Here is a 19187-nt window from a genome sequence, read left to right on the forward strand (position 1 = left end):
CAGGGGCAACAGCAATATGAAGCTAACGCGCGTCTACGTGGCAGGGCACAGGGGAATGGTGGGCGGCGCGATCCTGCGGCGGCTGGAGGCGCGGCGCGCGGCGGGCGAGGAGATCGACCTGATCACCGCCACCCATGCCGAGCTTGACCTCACCGATCAGGCGCAGGTCGCGGCGTTCATGGCCGATCAGCGCCCCGACGTGGTGATCCTCGCCGCCGCGAAGGTGGGTGGCATCCATGCCAACAACACCTACCCCGCCGATTTCATCTACGAAAACCTGATGATCGAATGCAACGTGATCCATCAGGCATACGCGGCAGGTGTGCGTCGACTGTTGCAGCTTGGGTCGTCCTGCATCTACCCGCGCGAGGCCCCGCAGCCGATGCGCGAGGACGCGCTGCTCACCGGCCCGCTGGAGCCCACCAACGAGCCCTACGCCATCGCCAAGATCGCGGGCATCAAGCTGTGCGAGAGCTACAACCGTCAGCACGGCACCGATTTCCGCTCGGTCATGCCCACCAACCTTTACGGCCCCGGCGACAATTTCCACCCCGAGAATTCGCACGTCCTGCCCGCCCTCATCCGTCGCTTTCACGAGGCGGCGGAGACGGGCCGCGAGGAGGTCACGATCTGGGGCACCGGGCGGCCACGCCGCGAATTCCTGCACGTGGATGACATGGCAGAGGCCTCGCTCTTCGTGCTGGACCTAGACTGGGACCGCTATGACGCCAACACGCAGCCGATGCTGAGCCACATCAACGTGGGCACCGGCGAGGATATCGCCATCCTCGACCTCGCGAAGATGGTGGCGCGTGTGACGGGCTTCGACGGGCGGATCACCACCGACCCCACGAAACCCGACGGCACCATGCGCAAGCTGATGGACGTAAGCCGGTTGGCGGATATGGGCTGGCGCGCAAGGATCGGGCTGGAACAGGGCGTCGCGGACACGTATCGGTGGTTTCTGGAAAACCTCGACAGGTTTCGCGGCTGAGACGCGGCAGGGAGGACGCAAGGATGACACAGGATATTCACCCGCTTCTGCTCTGCGGCGGATCGGGCACGCGGCTCTGGCCGCTATCGCGCAAGAGCTATCCGAAGCAGTTCACCCGGCTCACGGGCGAGGAAAGCCTGTTTCAGGCCTCGGCGCGGCGTCTGTCGGGCCCCGGCTTTGCCGCACCCGCGATCGTCACCGGGTCGGATTACCGCTTTGTCGTGACCGAACAGTTGGCCGCCGTCGAGGTCGCCGCCGCCGCCACGCTGATCGAGCCCGAGGGACGCAACACCGCCCCCGCGATTCTGGCCGCGGCAATGGAGCTGCATGCGCGCGCGCCGGGCGCACTGATGCTGGTCGCACCCTCGGATCACGTGATCCCGGACGCGGAGGCGTTTCGCGCCTCTGTCATGGCGGCGGTCCCGTCGGCCGAGGCGGGACAGATCGTGACCTTCGGTATCCGCCCCGACAGGGCAGAGACGGGCTATGGGTGGCTCGCACTGAGCGAAGCGCCAGAAAACGGCTTTGCCCCGGTGCCGCAGCCGCTCAAGGGCTTTGCCGAGAAACCCGACGCGGCAACCGCCGAGGCGCTGCTATCGGGCGGGATGCACCTGTGGAATGCGGGCATCTTCCTGTTTGCCACCGGCACGATCCTGTCTGCCTTCGAGAGCCATCAGCCCGGGCTGCTCGCCGCCGTGACGCGCGCCTTCGAGGAGGCCGAACGCGACCTGCATTTCCTGCGGCTCGCGCCTGCACCCTGGTCGGAATGCGATGACATCTCCGTGGATTACGCGGTGATGGAGAAGGCCGAGAACCTTACCGTTGTCCCCTTCGGCGGCGCGTGGTCGGACCTCGGCGGCTGGGACGCCGTGTGGCGCGAGAGCGGGCCGGATTCGGGCGGCGTGGTGACCTCGGGCCCGGCCACCGCCATCGACTGCACCGATACGCTGTTGCGCGCCGAGGATGAACAACAGGCACTGGTAGGTATCGGCCTGAGCGACGTGATCGCCGTGGCCATGCCCGACGCGGTGCTGGTGGCCCACAAGGACCGCGCGCAGGACGTGAAACAGGCCGTCGCCGCGTTGAAGGCGCAAGGGGCCAAGCAGGCCGAGACCCTGCCGCGCGACTACCGCCCCTGGGGCTGGTTCGAGAGCCTTTCCGTGGGCGGACGGTTCCAGGTCAAGCGCATCCACGTCAATCCCGGTGCGGCGCTTAGCTTGCAAAGCCATCACCACCGGTCCGAGCACTGGATCGTCGTCGAGGGCACCGCCCGCGTGACCATCGACGACACGGTAACGCTCTTGAGCGAGAACCAGTCAGTCTACATCCCGCTGGGCGCGGTCCACCGGATGGAAAACCCCGGCAAGGTGCCGATGGTGCTGATCGAGGTGCAGACCGGCACTTATCTGGGCGAGGACGACATCATCCGATACGAGGATGTCTATGCCCGCGGGCAAGGGGCCAAGGGGTAATCAGGCCCAGCGCCCGATCGCCGTCACGGTGACCTCTGGCGCGCCCGGCTGGCTTAGCGCCGCCATCGCGCGCAAATGCCCCGCCGTCTCGTCGCCCGCCCGCGTGGCGATCCAGACGCCGGATGCGGTGGTGGCACTGGCCGAAACCGTGGGCCGCGTGGCCGGCGCGAAGGGGGCGGGATAGCTCCATGCCGTTTCCGCCACCCCGGCAAAGAGCGCGCCGTGCGCGGTGTCGGGGGCGTCAAGGGTGAGCGTGTGGCGACAGACCTGCGTGCCGTCAGGATAGCGCAGCGCCTCGCCGTCAGGTCCGGTGCTGCGGGTGACGTTGTGGTCACCCTGCACCGCCTGCCACGCACCCCACGCCCCGCCCGAACGGGTGCGAAACGCCAGCGCCGCGCCATCCGCGCCGATGAATATCTGCGCGAGGTCGTCCGCACCGAGCCGCATCGACAGGCACAGCCCTGCTGTCGCCCCCGCGGGGCGCGGGCCAAGGGTGGTGCCATCCACGGCAAAGCTGCCTGCGGGCTGCGCCGGGTCGTCGAGATCGGCCATCACCGGCACCGCCCCTGCCCCGTCCTGCCCCCAGCCAAAGGCACCGGTGGTCAGAAGCCGCCCGGGCGCGGCGTCGCCCGCGTCCGCCTGCACCGCCGCACCGGTGGCGAGGCCGGTGGTGGCCTCAAAGCTCAGCGCCGTCACCCAGGCCGCTCCGTCCGCGCTCACCTTGATGGCAAAATCGTCGTTGCCGCTGGTCCCCATCTCGGCGCGCCCGCCAAATCCCGTCTGGAACAAGAGGCTTGCGGTGTCGGCAGCGCTGGCCTTGTTGATCTTGAGTTGATGCCCCGCCCCCTCGTGGTTGAAAAGCGTGGCCGGGGCCGAGACGGTGAGCCGGTTGGTGGTGTCAAAGCCGGCATTGATGCCCACCCCGTCGAGATTCTCCAGAACCGGCGAAGACAGCGGCACCCAATCGGTGCCCGCATGGCGAAAGAGCCGCCCGTCGCTCTTGTCGATGGCGAGCCAGCCCTCGCCTGGCGCAACAAACAGCCAGCTTTCGTTGACGAAGGCGGCGAGCATCTCCGCCTGCCCGGCCCATGCCCCGGTGGGCGCGGGCCCCAGCGCCCAGACCTGCCCCGCCTGCGGCAGGGCCGGGGGCGTGGCCGCCCCGATCCCTTCGACCGCCAGTTGCACCGCGATATCGAGCCGGGTCAGCGCCTCGTTATGGGTGACGTGTTTCTGGGCCTGCGAGGGCAGGATGAAGGGCAGCGACAGGCGCGGTGAGGTATCTTGCATTGGGGCACTCCGGGTTTTGGGGCATCGCTCGGGACGCGCCCAATCTTGGAGCGATGTCTTGCCAGTCCGTGAACGCCGCGCGCGGTGCTCAGCCCGTGAGCCGCGCCACCATCGCGCTCGCCGGATCCGCCAGCGCCTCGATCACGTCGAAATGGTGCTTGCCTCTCGCGATCTCGAGCGGCGCGCCCCACGCCTCGGACAGCCAGCGCGCCTGGTCGAGGAAGGCGGGCAACTCGTCGCCACCGACCCAGACCGAGACCGGCACCGGAAGGGGGCGCATGAGCACCGGGCTCTCGGCCTCTGCCGCGGGCTCATCGAGGCGGAACTGTTCGTTCATCGAGGTGCGCAAGAGCGGGCGCAGGTCCGAGACCGGCGAGATCGGCGCGACGTGGCGAAGCCGCGCCGCAACCTCGGCTGGCAGCACGCCGGGCACCGCCATGCGCGCCACGAGGTGTCCGCCCGCCGAATGCCCCGCCAGCGCGACCGACCCTGCCACGCGGTCTGCTGCCATCGTCACCGCCTGCGCGATCTGGCGGGTGATATCGGCGATGTGCACCTCGGGGCAGAGATCGTAGGAGGGCATCGCCACCGCCCAGCCGCGCGCGAGCGGCCCAGCCGCGAGATGCGACCAGAACGAACGGTCGAAGCGCAACCAGTAGCCGCCATGCACAAAGACGCACAGGCCCCGCGCCGTGCCCCGGGGGTGGAAGAGGTCGAGCGCCTGCCGCGCGCTCTTGCCATAAGGCAAGCCAAGTTCTGCCTGCCCCGCCTGCCGCACGCGAAACGCCTCTGCCGCCACGGTCCAGCGCGCGGGATACTGCGCGCCACCCGGGATGTTCGGCACGTTCGCATAGGCGTTGTCCAGTTCGCTCATCCCTTTGCCCCTCTTCTGGCCCTAGACATTCCTAGCCCAAGCTGCTTTGGCTTTGCGAGAGCATTCGACATCGCAAGAGGACCGCGCCATGACCACGACCGACCTGAAATCCATGCTGAACGATCCCGCCCTGCTGGCGGAGAAGGCCTATATCGGGGGGCAGTGGGTGGATGGCGACAACGGCACGTTTCAAGTCACCAACCCTGCCCGTGGCGACGTGATCGCCAACGTCGCCGATCTGAGCCGCGCGCAAGTGGCCCATGCCATCGCCACCGCCGAGGCCGCGCAGAAGGAATGGGCCAAATGGACCGGCAAGGAACGCGCGACGGTACTGCGCAAGTTCTTTGACCTGATGATGGAGAACCAGCACGATCTCGGCGTGATCCTGACCGCCGAGCAGGGCAAGCCGCTGGCCGAGGCCAAGGGCGAGATCGCCTATGGCGCCTCGTTCATCGAGTTCTTTGGCGAAGAGGCCAAGCGCATCTATGGCGAGACCATCCCCGGCCACCAGCGCGACAAGCGCATCACCGTCATCAAGCAGCCTATCGGCGTCGCCGCCTCGATCACGCCTTGGAATTTCCCCAACGCGATGATCACCCGCAAGGCCGCCCCCGCGCTTGCTGCTGGCTGTGCCTTCATCGGGCGGCCCGCGGCGGAAACGCCGCTTTCGGCCACGGCGATGGGCGTTCTGGCCGAGCGCGCGGGCATCCCGGCGGGCGTGTTCAACATCGTGCCGTCGTCGAGCGCAAGCGACGTGGGCAAGGAGTTCTGCGAGAACCCGGGCGTGCGCAAGCTCACGTTCACCGGCAGCACCGAGGTGGGGCGCATCCTGCTGCGGCAGGCCGCCGACCAGGTGATGAAATGCTCGATGGAGTTGGGCGGCAACGCGCCCTTCATCGTCTTCGACGATGCCGATCTCGATGCGGCGGTCGAGGGCGCGATCCTGTGCAAGTTCCGCAACAACGGCCAGACCTGCGTCTGCGCCAACCGCATCTACGTGCAATCGGGCGTCTACGACGCGTTCGCCGCCAAGCTCCAGGCGGCGGTGGAAAAGCTCAAGATGGGCGATGGGTTCGAGGAGGGCACCACGCTGGGGCCGCTCATCAATGCCGACGCCATCGAGAAAGTGCAGGAGCACGTCGCAGACGCCACCGCCAAGGGCGCAAAGGTGGTGATGGGCGGCGGCACGCCCGCGCAGGGGCCGGGTCATTTCCTGCCGCCCACGATCCTCGCGGATGTGACGCAGGACATGCTGATTGCCACCGACGAGACCTTCGGCCCCCTCGCACCGCTCTTCCGCTTCGAGGACGAGGATGACGTGATCGCCATGGCCAATGACACGATCTTCGGCCTCGCCTCGTATTTCTACGCCAAGGATCTGGGCCGCGTCACCAAGGTGGCAGAGGCACTGGAATACGGGATCGTTGGCGTCAATACCGGCATCATCTCGACCGAGGTAGCCCCGTTCGGCGGGGTCAAGCAGTCGGGCCTGGGCCGCGAAGGCAGCCACCACGGCATCGATGAATTCCTCGAAATGAAATATGTCTGTATGAGCGTGTAGAAAAATCGTCGCTTTGGCCGGACCCGGAGTGACGCTACGCTGTGCGCGTGGCGTCATCTCGAAAGAAGCGGTCATGATTCGGTTCCTTTCCCTTGCCCTTGGCCTGACGATCGGCGTGGCCGCGTCGTCTGCGGAAGAGGAGGCGGAATCACGCGTCGTGACCGGCGCGCTCACGTACCAGCAAAAGATCGCCCTGCCACCCGGCGCGCGGGCGATGGTGCGCGCTGAGGGCCGGTTTGGCGTATCGCTGGGCGAGACCGAGTTTGCGGGCGACGGGCTAGAAATGCCGCGCCGCTTCACTGTCGAAGTGCCACCCGGGCTCTCGGGGACGGCGCGGGCGCTGATCGAGGTGAACGGCGCGCCGAGGTGGATCATCAAGGGTGTGCCCTTCGCCGCAGGCGCGGAGCCGGTGGCGCTGGGCGAGTTGTTCCTCAATCCCGTGAGCCCTCTCGCCTTCGCCACGGATTTCATCTGCGGTGACGTAAGCGTGTCGGTGGGCATGCTGGGCGACGAGGCGGCGCTGCGCGCCGAGGGCCGCGACATTCCCTTGGTTCAGGTCGAGACAGCCTCAGGGGGGCGCTATGACGCCGTGGACGAGCCCGGCACAAGCTTCTGGAGCAAGGGTGACGCGGCAATGGTCCGGCTCAACGGTCGCGACCTGCCCGAGTGCCACAAGGTGCGGCCGCCCGCCGAACGCCCGTACCGCGCGCGCGGAAACGAACCGGGCTGGTACGTCTCGCTTGACGGGCAGACAGCCGAGATCGTGGCTGACTACGGCGAAATCACGCGAGAGGCACCCCGCCCCGAGGCGCGTGCCATGCCCGGCGGTTATGAATTCGACCTGTCCGGGGCCGATGCCCGCCTGCGCGTCGAAGAGCATCTGTGTCACGACGACGCCACCGGCATGCCCTATCCCGATACCGCGTACCTTGCGCTCGGCGACCGGGAACTGCGCGGCTGCGGTGGCGATCCTGCCGATCTGCTTACCGGCGGCGCATGGCAGATCACCGCCCTCGGCGATGCCACTCTGATAGAGCCGGAGCGCCTGTCTCTGAACTTTCTCGACGCCGGGCGCGTGGCGGGCAGCGGTGGCTGCAACCGCATCGCCGGTGGGTTCAGCCTGTCGGGCGAGGGACTGCATTTCGGGCCGATGGCCAGCACCATGATGGCCTGCCCCGAGCCGCTGATGGAACAGGAACGGCGGATGCTCGACGCGCTTGAACAGGTCATGGCGTTCGATGTGGACACACGCGGACGGCTGCGGCTCTTGGCCGAGGATCACCGGACCGTCCTGATCGAGGCCGCGCGACCCTGAACAAGAGTGCACCCATGGGGATTACGGGTCGATATCGACGCGAACGGTCTTGTCGCCCCACCCATCGACCGAGCAATGCGCACGGATCTGGATCCTGCGCGTGCCGTCGGGCAGGTCGAGATTGGTGAGCGAGCGAGTGAACGGCTGCTCGTTCACGTGCGGATGATGCAGCAGCCGGTAACCGATCCGCTTGCCATCGGCATCAAGCACCTCCCACCCGTCGGCATAGTGATCCCAGCCGGTATCGGGATGCTCCAGCGTGACATCGACGCGCCACGACATGCCCGACTTGGTGGCCACCGCCGTGCGGATTTCGGGCTCGTGCGCGAGCGCGGGGACGGCAAGGGAAACGGCCAGCGCCGCGGCGAGGGGGAACGCGATCTGTCTCATACGCGGCACCATACCCGGTCCGTGCCGCGAATGCACTCACGTCCGCGTGTCTTTCCCGTCGCCCTCGGGGCGCATCAGCACAGCGCGCGAGTGCGAGGCGAATTCGCGCCGCAACAACACCATGAGCGTGATCGCCACCGCGGCCAACAACGCCACCGCCCCGAACAGCCACGCCGCTGCGGCCAGCGCGAAATAGAGCGCGCGTAGCCCGCGGTTGAAGCCGCGCGCGGCGGTGATATTGATCTCGGCCGCCTTCTGCGCGCGCGGCTGCGCCGCGGGGTCGGCGGGATCGTTCGGCACCGCCGCCATCATCACGGCGCAATAGCCGAACAGTCGATTGGCCCAGACGAACTTGAGAAAGGCGTTGGCGAGAAAGGCGACGATCACGAGGATCTTGACCTCCCACACGATCACTGGCGCCGTACCGGTCAACAGGTCGTCGGCCAACCCGATCAGCCGCTCCACCTCGCCCAGCAGCGCCAGCGTGCCACCGATGGCGATGAGCGTGGCCGAGGCAAAGAACGAGGTGCCCTGACGCAGTTGCCCGATGATCTGCGAATCGAAGATGCGCGGGTCTCGGGCGACGAATTGCACCATCCATTCGCGGCGATACTGCGCCATGAGGTTCGAGGTCGAGGGAAGCCGGCGTGGCGGGTGCTCGATCAGCAGCGTCACCCCCGACCATGCAATTACGAGCATCACGAAGGCGGCAAGATCGAGCGGTGCGAAATGCCCGAGCGCGTCGTTGAGGATATCCGTCATGGCGCTCAAAACGGTCGCACGACCACGGCCCAGAGAACCGCGATTGCGCCCAAGACGCTGATTTCGTTGAAGATACGCAGGAAGCGGTCGCTCTCGGTAAACGTGCCCTTGCGCGCGCGCAGCACCAGCCGCCCGGTCCAGCCGTAATGCGCCGCCAGCGCCAGTACCAGCGCCAGCTTGAGATGCGTCCAGACCGGCCAGCCCAGCCAGTGCGCGAGATAGAGGCCCGTGGCGATGGCGATCACGCCAAGGCCCAGCGAGAACCGGTAGAGCCGGATGGTCAGATCGCCCAGCGGCCCGAATTCGCCCAGCCGGTCCCACTCGCGACGCCAGTAGATGAGCGCGCGCGGCACGGCAAAGATGGAAGTCATCCACCCCATGACACAAAGAATATGGATGATCTTGACCCACTCCATGTGCGATGACTGCCCGAGGTGGTGTGCCTGCGCAAGGTCTGCCGCGCGGCCCGCGGCAAAAAAGGACTCGCGGACAGGCCAAATTGGTTATATAGTTTTACCAATTTTAGGAGCATCCCATGCAAATGCCCGAGCCGAACCCCGACATTCTCGCCCGCAAGGCGGAACTGGTGGCGCGCCTGCGCAAGGTTCTGCCGCGCGATGCCGTGATCGAGGATCCGGTGGAAACACGCGCCTATGAATGCGACGCGCTGACCGCCTACAAATGCCCGCCTCTCGCCGTGCTCCTGCCTGCCTCGACGCGAGAGGTCTCCGACGCACTGGCCATCTGCCACGAAATGGGCGTGCCGGTGGTGCCGCGCGGTGCGGGCACCTCGCTTGCCGGCGGCGCACTGCCCACCGCCGACAGTGTCATCGTCGGCGTGGCGCGGATGAACGAGGTTCTGGAAACCGACTACGACAATCGCTTCATCCGGGTACAGACCGGGCGCACCAATCTCAGCGTCACCGGCGCGGTGGAGGAAGAGGGGTTTTTCTACGCGCCCGACCCGTCCTCACAGCTTGCCTGCGCCATCGCGGGCAATATCGCGATGAATTCAGGCGGCGCGCATTGCCTCAAATACGGGGTGACCACCAACAACCTTATGGGCGTGACCATGGTGCTGATGGACGGCACGGTGGTGGAGCTCGGCGGCGCACATCTCGACGCTGGCGGCTATGATCTGCTGGGTCTCGTCTGTGGCTCGGAGGGTCAGCTTGGCGTGGTGACCGAGGCGACGCTGCGCATCCTGCGCAAGCCCGAGGGCGCGCGCCCGGTGCTGATCGGTTTCGATTCGAGCGAGGTCGCGGGCGCCTGCGTGAGCGACATCATCAAGGCGGGCGTGCTGCCCGTGGCGATCGAGTTCATGGACCGCCCCTGCATCCGCGCGACAGAGGATTTCGCCCATGCCGGATACCCCGATTGCGAAGCGCTTCTGATCGTGGAGGTCGAAGGCTCGGACCCCGAAATCGACGAGCAATTGGACCTCATCGAGGCGATCGCGCGCCGCCACGACCCGGTGGAATTGCGCCAGAGCCGTTCGGCCGAGGAGAGCGCGGCGATCTGGAAGGGGCGCAAATCCGCCTTCGGCGCGATGGGGCAACTTGGCGATTACATGTGCCTCGACGGCACCATCCCGGTGAGCGCCCTGCCCCACGTACTGGGCCGGATTGGCGAGATGAGCCAAGAGTTCGGCCTCGACGTGGCCAATGTGTTCCACGCGGGCGACGGCAACATGCACCCGCTGATCCTGTACGATGCCAACAAGCCAGGAGACCTGGAAACCTGCGAGGCCTTCGGGGCGGAAATCCTCAAGCTCTGCGTCGAAGTCGGCGGCTGCCTCACCGGCGAGCATGGCGTGGGGATCGAAAAGCGCGACCTGATGGCGCATCAGTACGGGGCCGACGACCTTTCCGCGCAAATGGACGTAAAGGACGTGTTCGATCCCAGGTGGCTCCTGAACCCGGCCAAGGTGTTTCCACTCGACGTCTCGGGCACGCGGCGCGCGGCCTGACCTTCGCCCCCCGGGGGCCTCCCCCCCGGACCTCCAGAGTACTTTTACCAAGAAGAAACCGCATGACACCCGAGACAGAGGCAGAGCTTGCCACGATCATCAAGGAGGCCGATGGCCCGCTGCGCATCGAGGGCGGCGGCACGCGGCCCATCGGCGGCGCATCGAACGGTGCGCGGCTCTCGACATCGGCGATGACGGGGATCGAGCTTTACGAACCCGGCGCGCTCACCCTCGTGGTGCGGACGGGCACGCCGCTTGCCGAGATCGAGGCCACGCTCGAGGCCGAGGGGCAGCGGCTCGCCTTCGAACCGATGGACCATCGCGGACTTCTGGACACCAACGGAACCCCCACCATCGGCGGCGTGGTGGCCGCCAATGTCAGCGGACCGCGCCGCGTTCAGGCCGGGGCCTGCCGCGATTTCCTGCTGGGGGTGCGGTTCGTTGACGGGCAGGGGCGCATCGTCCGCAATGGCGGCCGGGTGATGAAGAACGTGACCGGCTACGACATGGTCAAGCTGATGGCGGGCAGCTACGGCACATTGGGCATTCTGACCGAGGTAGCACTCAAGGTGCTGCCCCGCCCGCGCGCCACCGGCGTGCTGCTCTGCGAGGGGCTGGACGACGCCACCGCCATTCAGGTGCTGTGCCGCGCTCTGGGCTCGCCCTACGAGGTGAGCGGTGCCGCGCATCTGCAACACGGTCTTGATGGCGCGCCCATGACGATGATCCGGCTCGAAGGGTTCGCGGACTCGGTCGCCTATCGGGCCGGTGAGATGCAAAAGCTGCTGGCCGATTCCGGCACCTTCACGCTCGAGACCGACCCGGACCGCACCGCCGCCGACTGGCGGCATATCCGCGATGTCGAGCCGTTCCACGGGCGCGCGGGTGACGTCTGGCGGCTCTCGGTCAAGCCCACCGACGCGCCGGGGATCGTCGCCGCCCTGCCGGGCGCCGAGGCGGTCTATGACTGGGGCGGCGGGCTTGTCTGGCTGCTGGTGCCTGAAGACACGGGCAAGACGGCGATACGGCAGGCCGTGGCGCAGCGCGGCGGCCATGCCACACGGGTGCGCGGTGCGGGGACGGACGCGTTTCCGCCGCTGCCCGCGCCGGTGGCCGCGCTTCAGGCCGGGCTGCGGCGGCGTTTCGATCCGCGCGGCATCCTCAATCCCGGCCTGATGGCCGAGGCGTAGGAGAGGGCGATGAAGACCGAGTTCACCGAACAGCAACTGGCCGACCCGAAAATCGCCCGCGCCAACGAGATCCTGCGATCCTGCGTCCATTGCGGCTTCTGCACCGCCACCTGCCCGACCTATCAGGTGCTCGGCGACGAACTCGACAGCCCGCGGGGCCGCATCTACCTCATCAAGGACATGCTCGAGAACGACCGCGTTCCCGATGAGAAGACGGTCAGGCATATCGACCGCTGCCTGTCGTGCCTCGCCTGCATGACGACCTGCCCCTCGGGCGTGCATTACATGCACCTGGTCGATCAGGCGCGCGAATATATCGAGGAACGCTATCAGCGCCCCCTGGGCGACCGGATGCTGCGCTGGATCCTGGCGCGCATCCTCCCCTATCCGATGCGGTTTCGCGTGGCGCTTCTCGGGGCCAGGATCGGGCGGCCCTTTGCCCGACTGATGCCCGATGCGCGGCTGCGCGCGATGCTGGAAATGGCACCCAAACAGGTGCCGCCCGTCAGCCGCAACGACGATCCGCAAACCTTCCCCGCGCAAGGCGCACGCAAGAAGCGCGTGGCGCTGATGACGGGCTGCGCGCAGCGCGCGCTCAACACCGATATCAACGACGCCACCATCCGGCTGCTCACCCGGCTGGGCTGCGAGGTGGTGGTGGCCGAGGGCGCGGGCTGTTGCGGGGCACTGACGCATCACATGGGCAAGACCGAAGAGAGCCACGCGACGGCCGCGAAGAACATCCGAGCCTGGGCGCGCGAGATGAATGGCGAGGGGCTGGACGCCATCGTCATCAACACCTCGGGCTGCGGCACCACCGTCAAGGATTACGGCCACATGTTCCGCCACGAAGCATTGGCCGACGATGCCGCGCGGGTGAGCGAGATCGCAGTGGACGTGAGCGAATTGCTGATGCAAATCGACCTTCCCGAGGGCGAGGAAAAGGGCCTTACAATCGCCTATCACGCCGCCTGTTCGCTGCAACACGGCCAACAGATCAAGACCTTCCCCAAGGACTTGCTGAAGCGCGCCGGGTTCAAGGTAGTCGAGCCCGCCGACAGCCACCTGTGCTGCGGCTCGGCGGGCACCTACAACCTGATGCAGCCGGAGATTTCCAAGCAGCTCAAGGACCGCAAGGTCCGCACGCTGGAGGCCAAGCGCCCGGACGTCATCGCCGCGGGCAATATCGGCTGCATGATGCAGATCGGCGGTGGCACCGAGGTGCCGGTCGTGCACACGGTGGAACTGCTGGACTGGGCCACCGGCGGGCCGCAGCCGCCCGCGCTGGCGCAGGCGGAAAACGGTATGGCAGGCGTGCCGATCCTGCGCGCAAGCCGGTCATAATCTGGCCCGAAATGCCTGCTAGCCGGAGGAGGATCGGATCGCCGGAGAGACCATGCTGCGCACCATTGCACCGCTCGCCCTGCTCGCCCTGCTCGCCACACCGCTCGCCGCGCAGGACAGCCGCCTCGAGCGGCTCGACGCAGGCGACACCGCCCGCGCGTGGGAGGCGGTCGGGCGTCTCGAACTGGCCGGGCGCGGCTTCTGCACCGGCGCGCTGGTGGCCCCCGATCTTGTCCTGACGGCAGCGCATTGCCTTCATGACCGCGCCACAGGCAAACGGATCGACCCTGCACGAATCGAGTTCAAGGCCGGCTGGCGCAACGGGCGCGCGGCCGCCTATCGCACGGTGCGCCGCGCGGTGCTGCATCCCGACTATCGCTTTGACGCGGACGTGACTGCGGAGCGCGTGCGCAATGACGTGGCGCTGCTCGAGCTTCATCACCCGATCCGCAACACCCGCGTTACCCCGTTCGAGACCGACCGCCGCCCCCGCAAGGGGCAGCGCATCGGCGTGGTGAGCTACGCCAAGGGCCGCGCCGAGGCCCCGTCGCTTCAGCAAGAGTGCAACGTGATGGCGCGGCAGCAGGGTGTGCTCATCATGTCCTGCGACGTGGATTTCGGTGCCTCCGGCGCGCCGGTCTTCAGCTTCGAGGGCGGGCGCGCACGGATCGTCTCGGTGGTCTCGGCGATGGCCGAGGTCGAGGGCCGCAAGGTGTCGCTGGGCACGCAGCTCCTGGCGCCGCTCGACACGTTGCGCACGGCGCTCGAGGCCGGACAGGGGGTGTTTCAGGATGCCGCCCCCAAGACCTTCACCTCCGGCACCCGGCGCGACACCGGCGCAAAATTCGCGCGGCCATGAGCGGCGAGCAGCGGGTTCTTGCACTTCTGGCGGCGCTCTGCCTGTGGGCGGGCGCGGCTGTGGCGCAGTCGAGCGGGCTCACCCGCCTCACCGACCGCGACGACCTCTTTGGCTGGGAGGCCGTAGGCCGGGTCGATATCGGGCGCTCGGGCTATTGCACCGGGGTGCTCATCGCGCCCGATCAGGTGCTGACGGCGGCGCATTGCGTCTTTGACCGCTCCGGGCGACCCGTGGCCGCCGATACGATCCGGTTCCGCGCCGGGCTGCGCAACGGCAAGGTGATCGCCGAGTCCGGGGTGATGGGCTACGTGGCCGCAGAAGGCTACGATCCGCGCGGCGGCATGAGCGCCGCCAACATCCGCAACGACGCCGCCCTCCTGCGGCTCGCGACCCCGATCAACAGTGCCGTGGCCGCCCCTTTCGCCATCCATGACCAGCCCCGCGACGGCGCGCAGATTAGCGTCGTCTCCTACGGTCGCGACCGCGACAGCGCCCCGTCATGGCAACGCCGGTGCAACATGCTGTGGCGCGCCGAGGGAATCATGGCCTTTGACTGCGACGTGATCTTCGGCTCCTCCGGCGCGCCGGTCTTGGCCCCACATGGCGGCCGCCCGCGTATCCTGTCGCTGGTGAGCGGCGGTAGCCGCGTCGAGGACAAACGCCTGTCCTATGGCATGGACCTGCCCGATCTCGTTGCCGGTCTCAAGCGCGACCTGCGCGCCGCCACCGTCGGCATGGCGACCGCCAATCCCGGCTTCAAGCGGGTACAGGCGGGCGAGGGCCGGCGCGGTACCGGCGCGCGCTTCGCCCGACCCTGAGCCGCGCCGCACCCCTCTTGACAGGCGCGCGGGCGTTTCCCAAATCCATGATGCCCCGGGGCCGGATGACGGGCCGGGGCGCAACCGGCCTGTCTCCAACGGGAAGGCCGCCAACATTGGTATCGCTCAAAGGAGGATGACCCATGCGCAATTTCGATCTTGCACCGCTCTACCGGGCCACTGTCGGTTTCGACCAAATCGCCGATCTTCTGGATCGCGTGATGGCGAGCGACATGAGCCAGCCGAGCTATCCGCCCTACAACATCGAGAAGACCGACGACGACGCCTATCGCATCTCGATCGCCGTCGCGGGATTTTCGGCCGACGACCTGACGGTCGAGGTCAAGGACGGGGCGCTCGTGGTCTCGGCCCGCAAGAGCGAGGATGACGAGAGCGAACGCACCTACCTGCATCGCGGCATCGCCACGCGCGCGTTCGAGCGGCGCTTCCAGCTTGCCGATCACGTGCGCGTCACCGGTGCGAGCCACGCCGACGGCATGCTGCATGTCGATCTGGTGCGCGAGGTGCCCGAGGCGCTCAAGCCGCGGCGCATCGCCATCGCAAGCGCCGACGCGGCCCGCGAACAGGACGTGATCGACGCCGAGAAGGTAAACTGAAGCCTGCGCCTCGCACCGATGGCCCGGCAAGGGATGCCTCGCCGGGCCTTTTCGTTGCCAGTCCGGTCGGGCCGGAATACCGAGCCCGTTGTGCAACCGGCTGAAACCAGGCTGAACATGCGTCTTGCCGCACCATTCTCCCGGACGCCATTGAGATGGAACCAAATCTGATCCGCGTTCCGCCCGCCTTATTCTGGTGAGGTCTTGATGTTTTCCATGTCCTTGGTTGCGGGAAACGGATTGGAACCTGCGACTTTCGGATCATGAGTCACGGTCTCCCGAGTCAGCCGGGCTGCGCTCGACTACCCTCTCCTATCGGAATCGCGATCTTTTTGCTGACGGGCATGGTGCGTCCACGGATCGAAGCAGCCGGGCATCTTCGACGCCGGTCAAAAATTGGCCAAATTCTTGATTAATGTCGGCTCATGGCATCAAGGCTCAAAGACAGGGGAACCGTCACTCCCTTTAGAAAGCGGCGAGGCGTCCGCCGCTTCCTACCCACCCGCCTGCTGATCTTAAGCCTGTTTGCCGCTGTGGTGGCTTTTGGCAATTATCTAAAGCACACCGCTCTGGAACAAAGCTGGTGGGTGTCTAACGTCGGCGCCCCTTTCGAAGGCGCGCCTACCTCCATGCGGCCGCGTGCACTGCACGGTGGGGATGCGATGCAAAGACGTGGCGGCCTCGCCATCAGCCGACGTAGCGCGGGCAATGGCGCCGCTTCCTACGGACGCGTGACCTACGTCAGGGACGGTGACACAATCGAAGTTGACGGACGTCCAATCCGCATTGCCACTTTGGACTGCGGCGAGTCCGGCACCATCGCAGGACACATTGCGACACGGCGGATGAAGGCGCTGGTCTCTAGCGAGCGCGTCACTTGCAGCCTGACCGGGGAACGCAGCTATGATCGCTGGATTGGCAGCTGTCGGCTGGCGAGTGGGCAGGACATCGCAAGTGTAATGATCGGTGAAGGCCTGTGCCGTCGCTGGCGTTAGTGTTACGCTGGCGCCAGGGTGTTCACCCGGCTTTTCGTTGCGGTCATGCGGGGGTGTCCTGAACGCAGGAAGCCACCCGAGGGTGGCTTTTAGCGCATTGATATTTTGTAGGTATTTTTGGTTGCGGGAGTAGGATTTGAACCTACGACCTTCAGGTTATGAGCCTGACGAGCTACCTGGCTGCTCCATCCCGCGGTGTTTGTTTGTTATCGTTGAGAGATTTATCGGGGGATTTCCAGGTTTGGCGGCGACCTACTCTCCCACGTCTTGAGACGCAGTACCATTGGCGCGACGGCACTTAACGGCCGGGTTCGGGATGGGACCGGGTGTTTTGCTCGTGCTATGGCCACCAAACCGGGGAATCCCCTGATTGATACAATCGGCCCTTTTTGCGGGCTGTCGCAAGTCGCGTTGACACGTTTTGGTGTATGCTTTTTGGCCCAGTCTTTCTGTTACTGGATCAAATCAAGCCTATCGGGCGATTAGTACCGGTCAACTGAGCGCATTGCTGCGCTTACATCTCCGGCCTATCGACGTGGTGGTCTACCACGGCCCTCGGGGATACCTTGTTTTGAGGGGGGCTTCCCGCTTAGATGCCTTCAGCGGTTATCCTGTCCGGACATAGCTACCCTGCACTGCGGCTGGCGCCACAACAGGTCCACCAGTGGTCCGTTCACCCCGGTCCTCTCGTACTAGGGGCAACTCCTCTCAAGTATCCTACACCCACGGCAGATAGGGACCGAACTGTCTCACGACGTTCTAAACCCAGCTCACGTACCTCTTTAAATGGCGAACAGCCATACCCTTGGGACCTGCTCCAGCCCCAGGATGAGATGAGCCGACATCGAGGTGCCAAACACTGCCGTCGATATGGACTCTTGGGCAGTATCAGCCTGTTATCCCCGGCGTACCTTTTATCCGTTGAGCGATGGCCCTTCCACTCGGGACCACCGGATCACTATGGCCGACTTTCGTCTCTGCTCGACTTGTCAGTCTCGCAGTCAGGCTGGCTTATGCCATTGCACTCAACGAGCGATTTCCGACCGCTCTGAGCCAACCTTCGCGCGCCTCCGTTACGCTTTAGGAGGCGACCGCCCCAGTCAAACTACCCGCCACGCAGGGTCCCGGACCCGGATAACGGGCCGCGGTTAGACATCAAGAGTGCGAAGGGTGGTATCTCAAGGGAGGCTCCACCGCGACTGGCGTCACGGGTTCAAAGCCTACCACCTATCCTGCACATCACAATCCTGATGCCAGTGCGAAGCTGTAGTAAAGGTGCACGGGGTCTTTCCGTCTGACCGCGGGAAGCCTGCATCTTGACAGGCAATTCAATTTCGCTGAGTCGATGTTGGAGACAGCGGGGAAGTCGTTACGCCATTCGTGCAGGTCGGAACTTACCCGACAAGGAATTTCGCTACCTTAGGACCGTTATAGTTACGGCCGCCGTTTACCTGGGCTTCAATTCAAGGCTCTCACCTCTCCTTTTAACCTTCAGGCACCGGGCAGGCGTCAGACCCTATACGTCGTCTTGCGACTTCGCAGAGCCCTGTGTTTTTAGTAAACAGTCGCCACCCCCTGGTTTGTGCCCCCGGATCCAAGTTGCCTTGAACCCGGGCCTCCTTCTCGCGAACTTACGGAGGTATTTTGCCGAGTTCCTTCAACATCGTTCTCTCAAGCGCCTTGGTATGCTCTACCAGTCCACCTGTGTCGGTTTAGGGTACGATCTCATGATGGAGCTATTTCCAGGAACCGCTCAGCGGCCCGCCCAATCCGATAAGGGCGAACAACCTCCGCGATCCGTCACTTCCATCTGGCCCAGGAATATTAACCTGGTTCCCATCGACTACGCCTTTCGGCCTCGCCTTAGGGGTCGGCTTACCCTGCTCAGATTAGCTTTAAGCAGGAACCCTTGGACTTTCGGCGGGAGGGTCTCTCACCCTCCTTGTCGCTACTCATGTCATCATTCTCACTAGTGATCTCTCCACCGGATGGCTCACGCCCCGGCTTCATCGAAAATCTCGTCCCTCCCATGCGGGCGAGCCCGCAAAAGAGGAATGAGACTGTATCACACTACGCTCTGCTACCATGCCTTACGGCATCCTAAGCTTCGGCTCATGGCTTGAGCCCCGTTACATCTTCGCCGCAGGACAACTTGTTTAGACCAGTGAGCTGTTACGCTATCTTTAAAGGATGGCTGCTTCTAAGCCAACCTCCTGGTTGTTTTGGTCGTCCCACCTGCTTTCCCACTTAGCCATGAATTGGGGGCCTTAGCTGTAGGTCAGGGTTGTTTCCCTCTCGACGACGGACGTTAGCATCCGCCGTCTGTCTGCCATCTAGTACTCCCCGGTATTCGGAGTTTGGTTAGGATCAGTAAGCCTGTGGGGCCCCATTACCCATCCAGTGCTCTACCCCCGGGGGTATTCGGATGACGCTCTACCTAAATAGATTTCGCAGAGAACCAGCTATCTCCGAGTTTGATTGGCCTTTCACCCCTAGGCACAACTCATCCCGACCTTTTTCAACAGGTGTGGGTTCGGACCTCCAGTTGGTGTTACCCAACCTTCATCCTGGTCATGCCTAGATCACTCGGTTTCGGGTCTGATCCATCCAACTCATTCGCCCTATTAAGACTCGCTTTCGCTGCGCCTACACCTAACGGCTTAAGCTTGCTGGATAGACCAAGTCGATGACCCATTATACAAAAGGTACGCCGTCACAAGACTGGACACCAATGACAATC

General features: G+C 65.4%; 15 protein-coding genes, 1 tRNA gene and 2 rRNA genes. 10 read left to right on the forward strand and 8 right to left on the reverse strand.

Annotation, left to right across the window (positions count from 1 at the left end; all coding sequences use genetic code 11):
- Positions 1-16: 16 nt before the first annotated feature.
- Complete coding sequence (gene fcl / locus CRJ03_RS18110; RefSeq protein WP_104020272.1) at positions 17-994, forward strand: GDP-L-fucose synthase; 978 nt, start codon at positions 17-19, stop codon at positions 992-994.
- Between the two features lie 23 nt (positions 995-1017).
- The gene (locus tag CRJ03_RS18115) at positions 1018-2466 is read left to right on the forward strand and encodes a mannose-1-phosphate guanylyltransferase/mannose-6-phosphate isomerase (RefSeq protein ID WP_104020273.1); all 1449 of its coding nucleotides are present in this window, start codon (positions 1018-1020) and stop codon (positions 2464-2466) included.
- Here the strand turns inward: CRJ03_RS18115 and CRJ03_RS18120 are convergent, their stop codons facing one another.
- Together CRJ03_RS18120 and CRJ03_RS18125 are read right to left on the reverse strand one after the other, a co-directional pair.
- Positions 2467-3753 carry a DUF2793 domain-containing protein gene (locus CRJ03_RS18120; protein WP_104020274.1) on the reverse strand — a complete coding sequence of 429 codons (1287 nt, stop codon included), beginning with the start codon at positions 3751-3753 and terminating at the stop codon, positions 2467-2469.
- Positions 3754-3841: 88 nt separating this feature from the next.
- A complete protein-coding gene (locus tag CRJ03_RS18125) occupies positions 3842-4627 on the reverse strand; it encodes a hormone-sensitive lipase (RefSeq protein WP_104020275.1) in 786 nt (261 codons plus the stop codon).
- A gap of 88 nt (positions 4628-4715) precedes the next feature.
- Between CRJ03_RS18125 and CRJ03_RS18130 the strand changes: the two genes are divergently transcribed.
- Both CRJ03_RS18130 and CRJ03_RS18135 read left to right on the forward strand, forming a co-directional pair.
- A complete protein-coding gene (locus CRJ03_RS18130) occupies positions 4716-6188 on the forward strand; it encodes an NAD-dependent succinate-semialdehyde dehydrogenase (RefSeq protein WP_104020276.1) in 1473 nt (490 codons plus the stop codon).
- Positions 6189-6261: 73 nt separating this feature from the next.
- The gene (locus tag CRJ03_RS18135) at positions 6262-7503 is read left to right on the forward strand and encodes an META domain-containing protein (RefSeq protein ID WP_104020277.1); all 1242 of its coding nucleotides are present in this window, start codon (positions 6262-6264) and stop codon (positions 7501-7503) included.
- Between the two features lie 21 nt (positions 7504-7524).
- On the opposite strand, the gene CRJ03_RS18140 is transcribed toward CRJ03_RS18135, so the two are convergent.
- Genes CRJ03_RS18140 through CRJ03_RS18150 form a run of 3 tightly spaced genes read right to left on the reverse strand, consistent with a single transcriptional unit; the run spans position 7525 to position 9071 of the window.
- A complete protein-coding gene (locus CRJ03_RS18140; RefSeq protein WP_104020293.1) occupies positions 7525-7893 on the reverse strand; it encodes a hypothetical protein in 369 nt (122 codons plus the stop codon).
- A gap of 36 nt (positions 7894-7929) precedes the next feature.
- Complete coding sequence (locus tag CRJ03_RS18145) at positions 7930-8655, reverse strand: DUF599 domain-containing protein (protein ID WP_104020278.1); 726 nt, start codon at positions 8653-8655, stop codon at positions 7930-7932.
- Positions 8656-8660: 5 nt separating this feature from the next.
- The gene (locus CRJ03_RS18150) at positions 8661-9071 is read right to left on the reverse strand and encodes a CopD family protein (protein ID WP_104020279.1); all 411 of its coding nucleotides are present in this window, start codon (positions 9069-9071) and stop codon (positions 8661-8663) included.
- A 119-nt stretch (positions 9072-9190) separates the two neighbouring features.
- Between CRJ03_RS18150 and CRJ03_RS18155 the strand changes: the two genes are divergently transcribed.
- From CRJ03_RS18155 to CRJ03_RS18180, 6 genes are all read left to right on the forward strand, one after another.
- The gene (locus CRJ03_RS18155; protein ID WP_104020280.1) at positions 9191-10624 is read left to right on the forward strand and encodes an FAD-linked oxidase C-terminal domain-containing protein; all 1434 of its coding nucleotides are present in this window, start codon (positions 9191-9193) and stop codon (positions 10622-10624) included.
- A 62-nt stretch (positions 10625-10686) separates the two neighbouring features.
- The gene (glcE, locus tag CRJ03_RS18160; RefSeq protein WP_104020281.1) at positions 10687-11814 is read left to right on the forward strand and encodes a glycolate oxidase subunit GlcE; all 1128 of its coding nucleotides are present in this window, start codon (positions 10687-10689) and stop codon (positions 11812-11814) included.
- 9 nt (positions 11815-11823) lie between these two features.
- Positions 11824-13158 (forward strand): glycolate oxidase subunit GlcF, encoded by a 1335-nt coding sequence (gene glcF / locus CRJ03_RS18165; RefSeq protein WP_104020282.1) that lies wholly within the window; start codon positions 11824-11826, stop codon positions 13156-13158.
- Between the two features lie 52 nt (positions 13159-13210).
- Positions 13211-14017, forward strand: a complete 807-nt coding sequence (locus CRJ03_RS18170; protein ID WP_104020283.1) for a trypsin-like serine peptidase — start codon at positions 13211-13213, stop codon at positions 14015-14017.
- A complete protein-coding gene (locus tag CRJ03_RS18175; protein WP_104020284.1) occupies positions 14014-14835 on the forward strand; it encodes a trypsin-like serine peptidase in 822 nt (273 codons plus the stop codon). The genes CRJ03_RS18170 and CRJ03_RS18175 overlap by 4 nt, the downstream gene beginning before the upstream one ends.
- A 143-nt stretch (positions 14836-14978) precedes the next feature.
- Complete coding sequence (locus tag CRJ03_RS18180) at positions 14979-15452, forward strand: Hsp20 family protein (RefSeq protein ID WP_104020285.1); 474 nt, start codon at positions 14979-14981, stop codon at positions 15450-15452.
- Positions 15453-16565: 1113 nt separating this feature from the next.
- On the opposite strand, the gene CRJ03_RS18185 is transcribed toward CRJ03_RS18180, so the two are convergent.
- The 3 genes from CRJ03_RS18185 to CRJ03_RS18195 all read right to left on the reverse strand — a co-directional run.
- A tRNA-Met gene (locus CRJ03_RS18185) sits at positions 16566-16642 on the reverse strand.
- Between the two features lie 44 nt (positions 16643-16686).
- Positions 16687-16801, reverse strand: a 5S ribosomal RNA gene (gene rrf, locus CRJ03_RS18190).
- 107 nt (positions 16802-16908) lie between these two features.
- Positions 16909-19187, reverse strand: a 23S ribosomal RNA gene (locus tag CRJ03_RS18195); the annotation flags it as partial.

This window comes from Roseovarius nitratireducens (genome assembly GCF_002925845.1).
GTDB classification, from domain to species: Bacteria; Pseudomonadota; Alphaproteobacteria; order Rhodobacterales; family Rhodobacteraceae; genus Roseovarius; species Roseovarius nitratireducens.

Bases quoted from the DNA above. Each gene is read 5' to 3' on its own strand.
- fcl (WP_104020272.1), top strand. From the start codon at position 17: ATGAAGCTAACGCGCGTCTACGTGGCAGGGCACAGGGGAATGGTGGGC.
- CRJ03_RS18115 (WP_104020273.1), top strand. From the start codon at position 1,018: ATGACACAGGATATTCACCCGCTTCTGCTCTGCGGCGGATCGGGCACG.
- CRJ03_RS18120 (WP_104020274.1), bottom strand. From the start codon at position 3,753: ATGCAAGATACCTCACCGCGCCTGTCGCTGCCCTTCATCCTGCCCTCG.
- CRJ03_RS18125 (WP_104020275.1), bottom strand. From the start codon at position 4,627: ATGAGCGAACTGGACAACGCCTATGCGAACGTGCCGAACATCCCGGGT.
- CRJ03_RS18130 (WP_104020276.1), top strand. From the start codon at position 4,716: ATGACCACGACCGACCTGAAATCCATGCTGAACGATCCCGCCCTGCTG.
- CRJ03_RS18135 (WP_104020277.1), top strand. From the start codon at position 6,262: ATGATTCGGTTCCTTTCCCTTGCCCTTGGCCTGACGATCGGCGTGGCC.
- CRJ03_RS18140 (WP_104020293.1), bottom strand. From the start codon at position 7,893: ATGAGACAGATCGCGTTCCCCCTCGCCGCGGCGCTGGCCGTTTCCCTT.
- CRJ03_RS18145 (WP_104020278.1), bottom strand. From the start codon at position 8,655: ATGACGGATATCCTCAACGACGCGCTCGGGCATTTCGCACCGCTCGAT.
- CRJ03_RS18150 (WP_104020279.1), bottom strand. From the start codon at position 9,071: ATGGAGTGGGTCAAGATCATCCATATTCTTTGTGTCATGGGGTGGATG.
- CRJ03_RS18155 (WP_104020280.1), top strand. From the start codon at position 9,191: ATGCAAATGCCCGAGCCGAACCCCGACATTCTCGCCCGCAAGGCGGAA.
- glcE (WP_104020281.1), top strand. From the start codon at position 10,687: ATGACACCCGAGACAGAGGCAGAGCTTGCCACGATCATCAAGGAGGCC.
- glcF (WP_104020282.1), top strand. From the start codon at position 11,824: ATGAAGACCGAGTTCACCGAACAGCAACTGGCCGACCCGAAAATCGCC.
- CRJ03_RS18170 (WP_104020283.1), top strand. From the start codon at position 13,211: ATGCTGCGCACCATTGCACCGCTCGCCCTGCTCGCCCTGCTCGCCACA.
- CRJ03_RS18175 (WP_104020284.1), top strand. From the start codon at position 14,014: ATGAGCGGCGAGCAGCGGGTTCTTGCACTTCTGGCGGCGCTCTGCCTG.
- CRJ03_RS18180 (WP_104020285.1), top strand. From the start codon at position 14,979: ATGCGCAATTTCGATCTTGCACCGCTCTACCGGGCCACTGTCGGTTTC.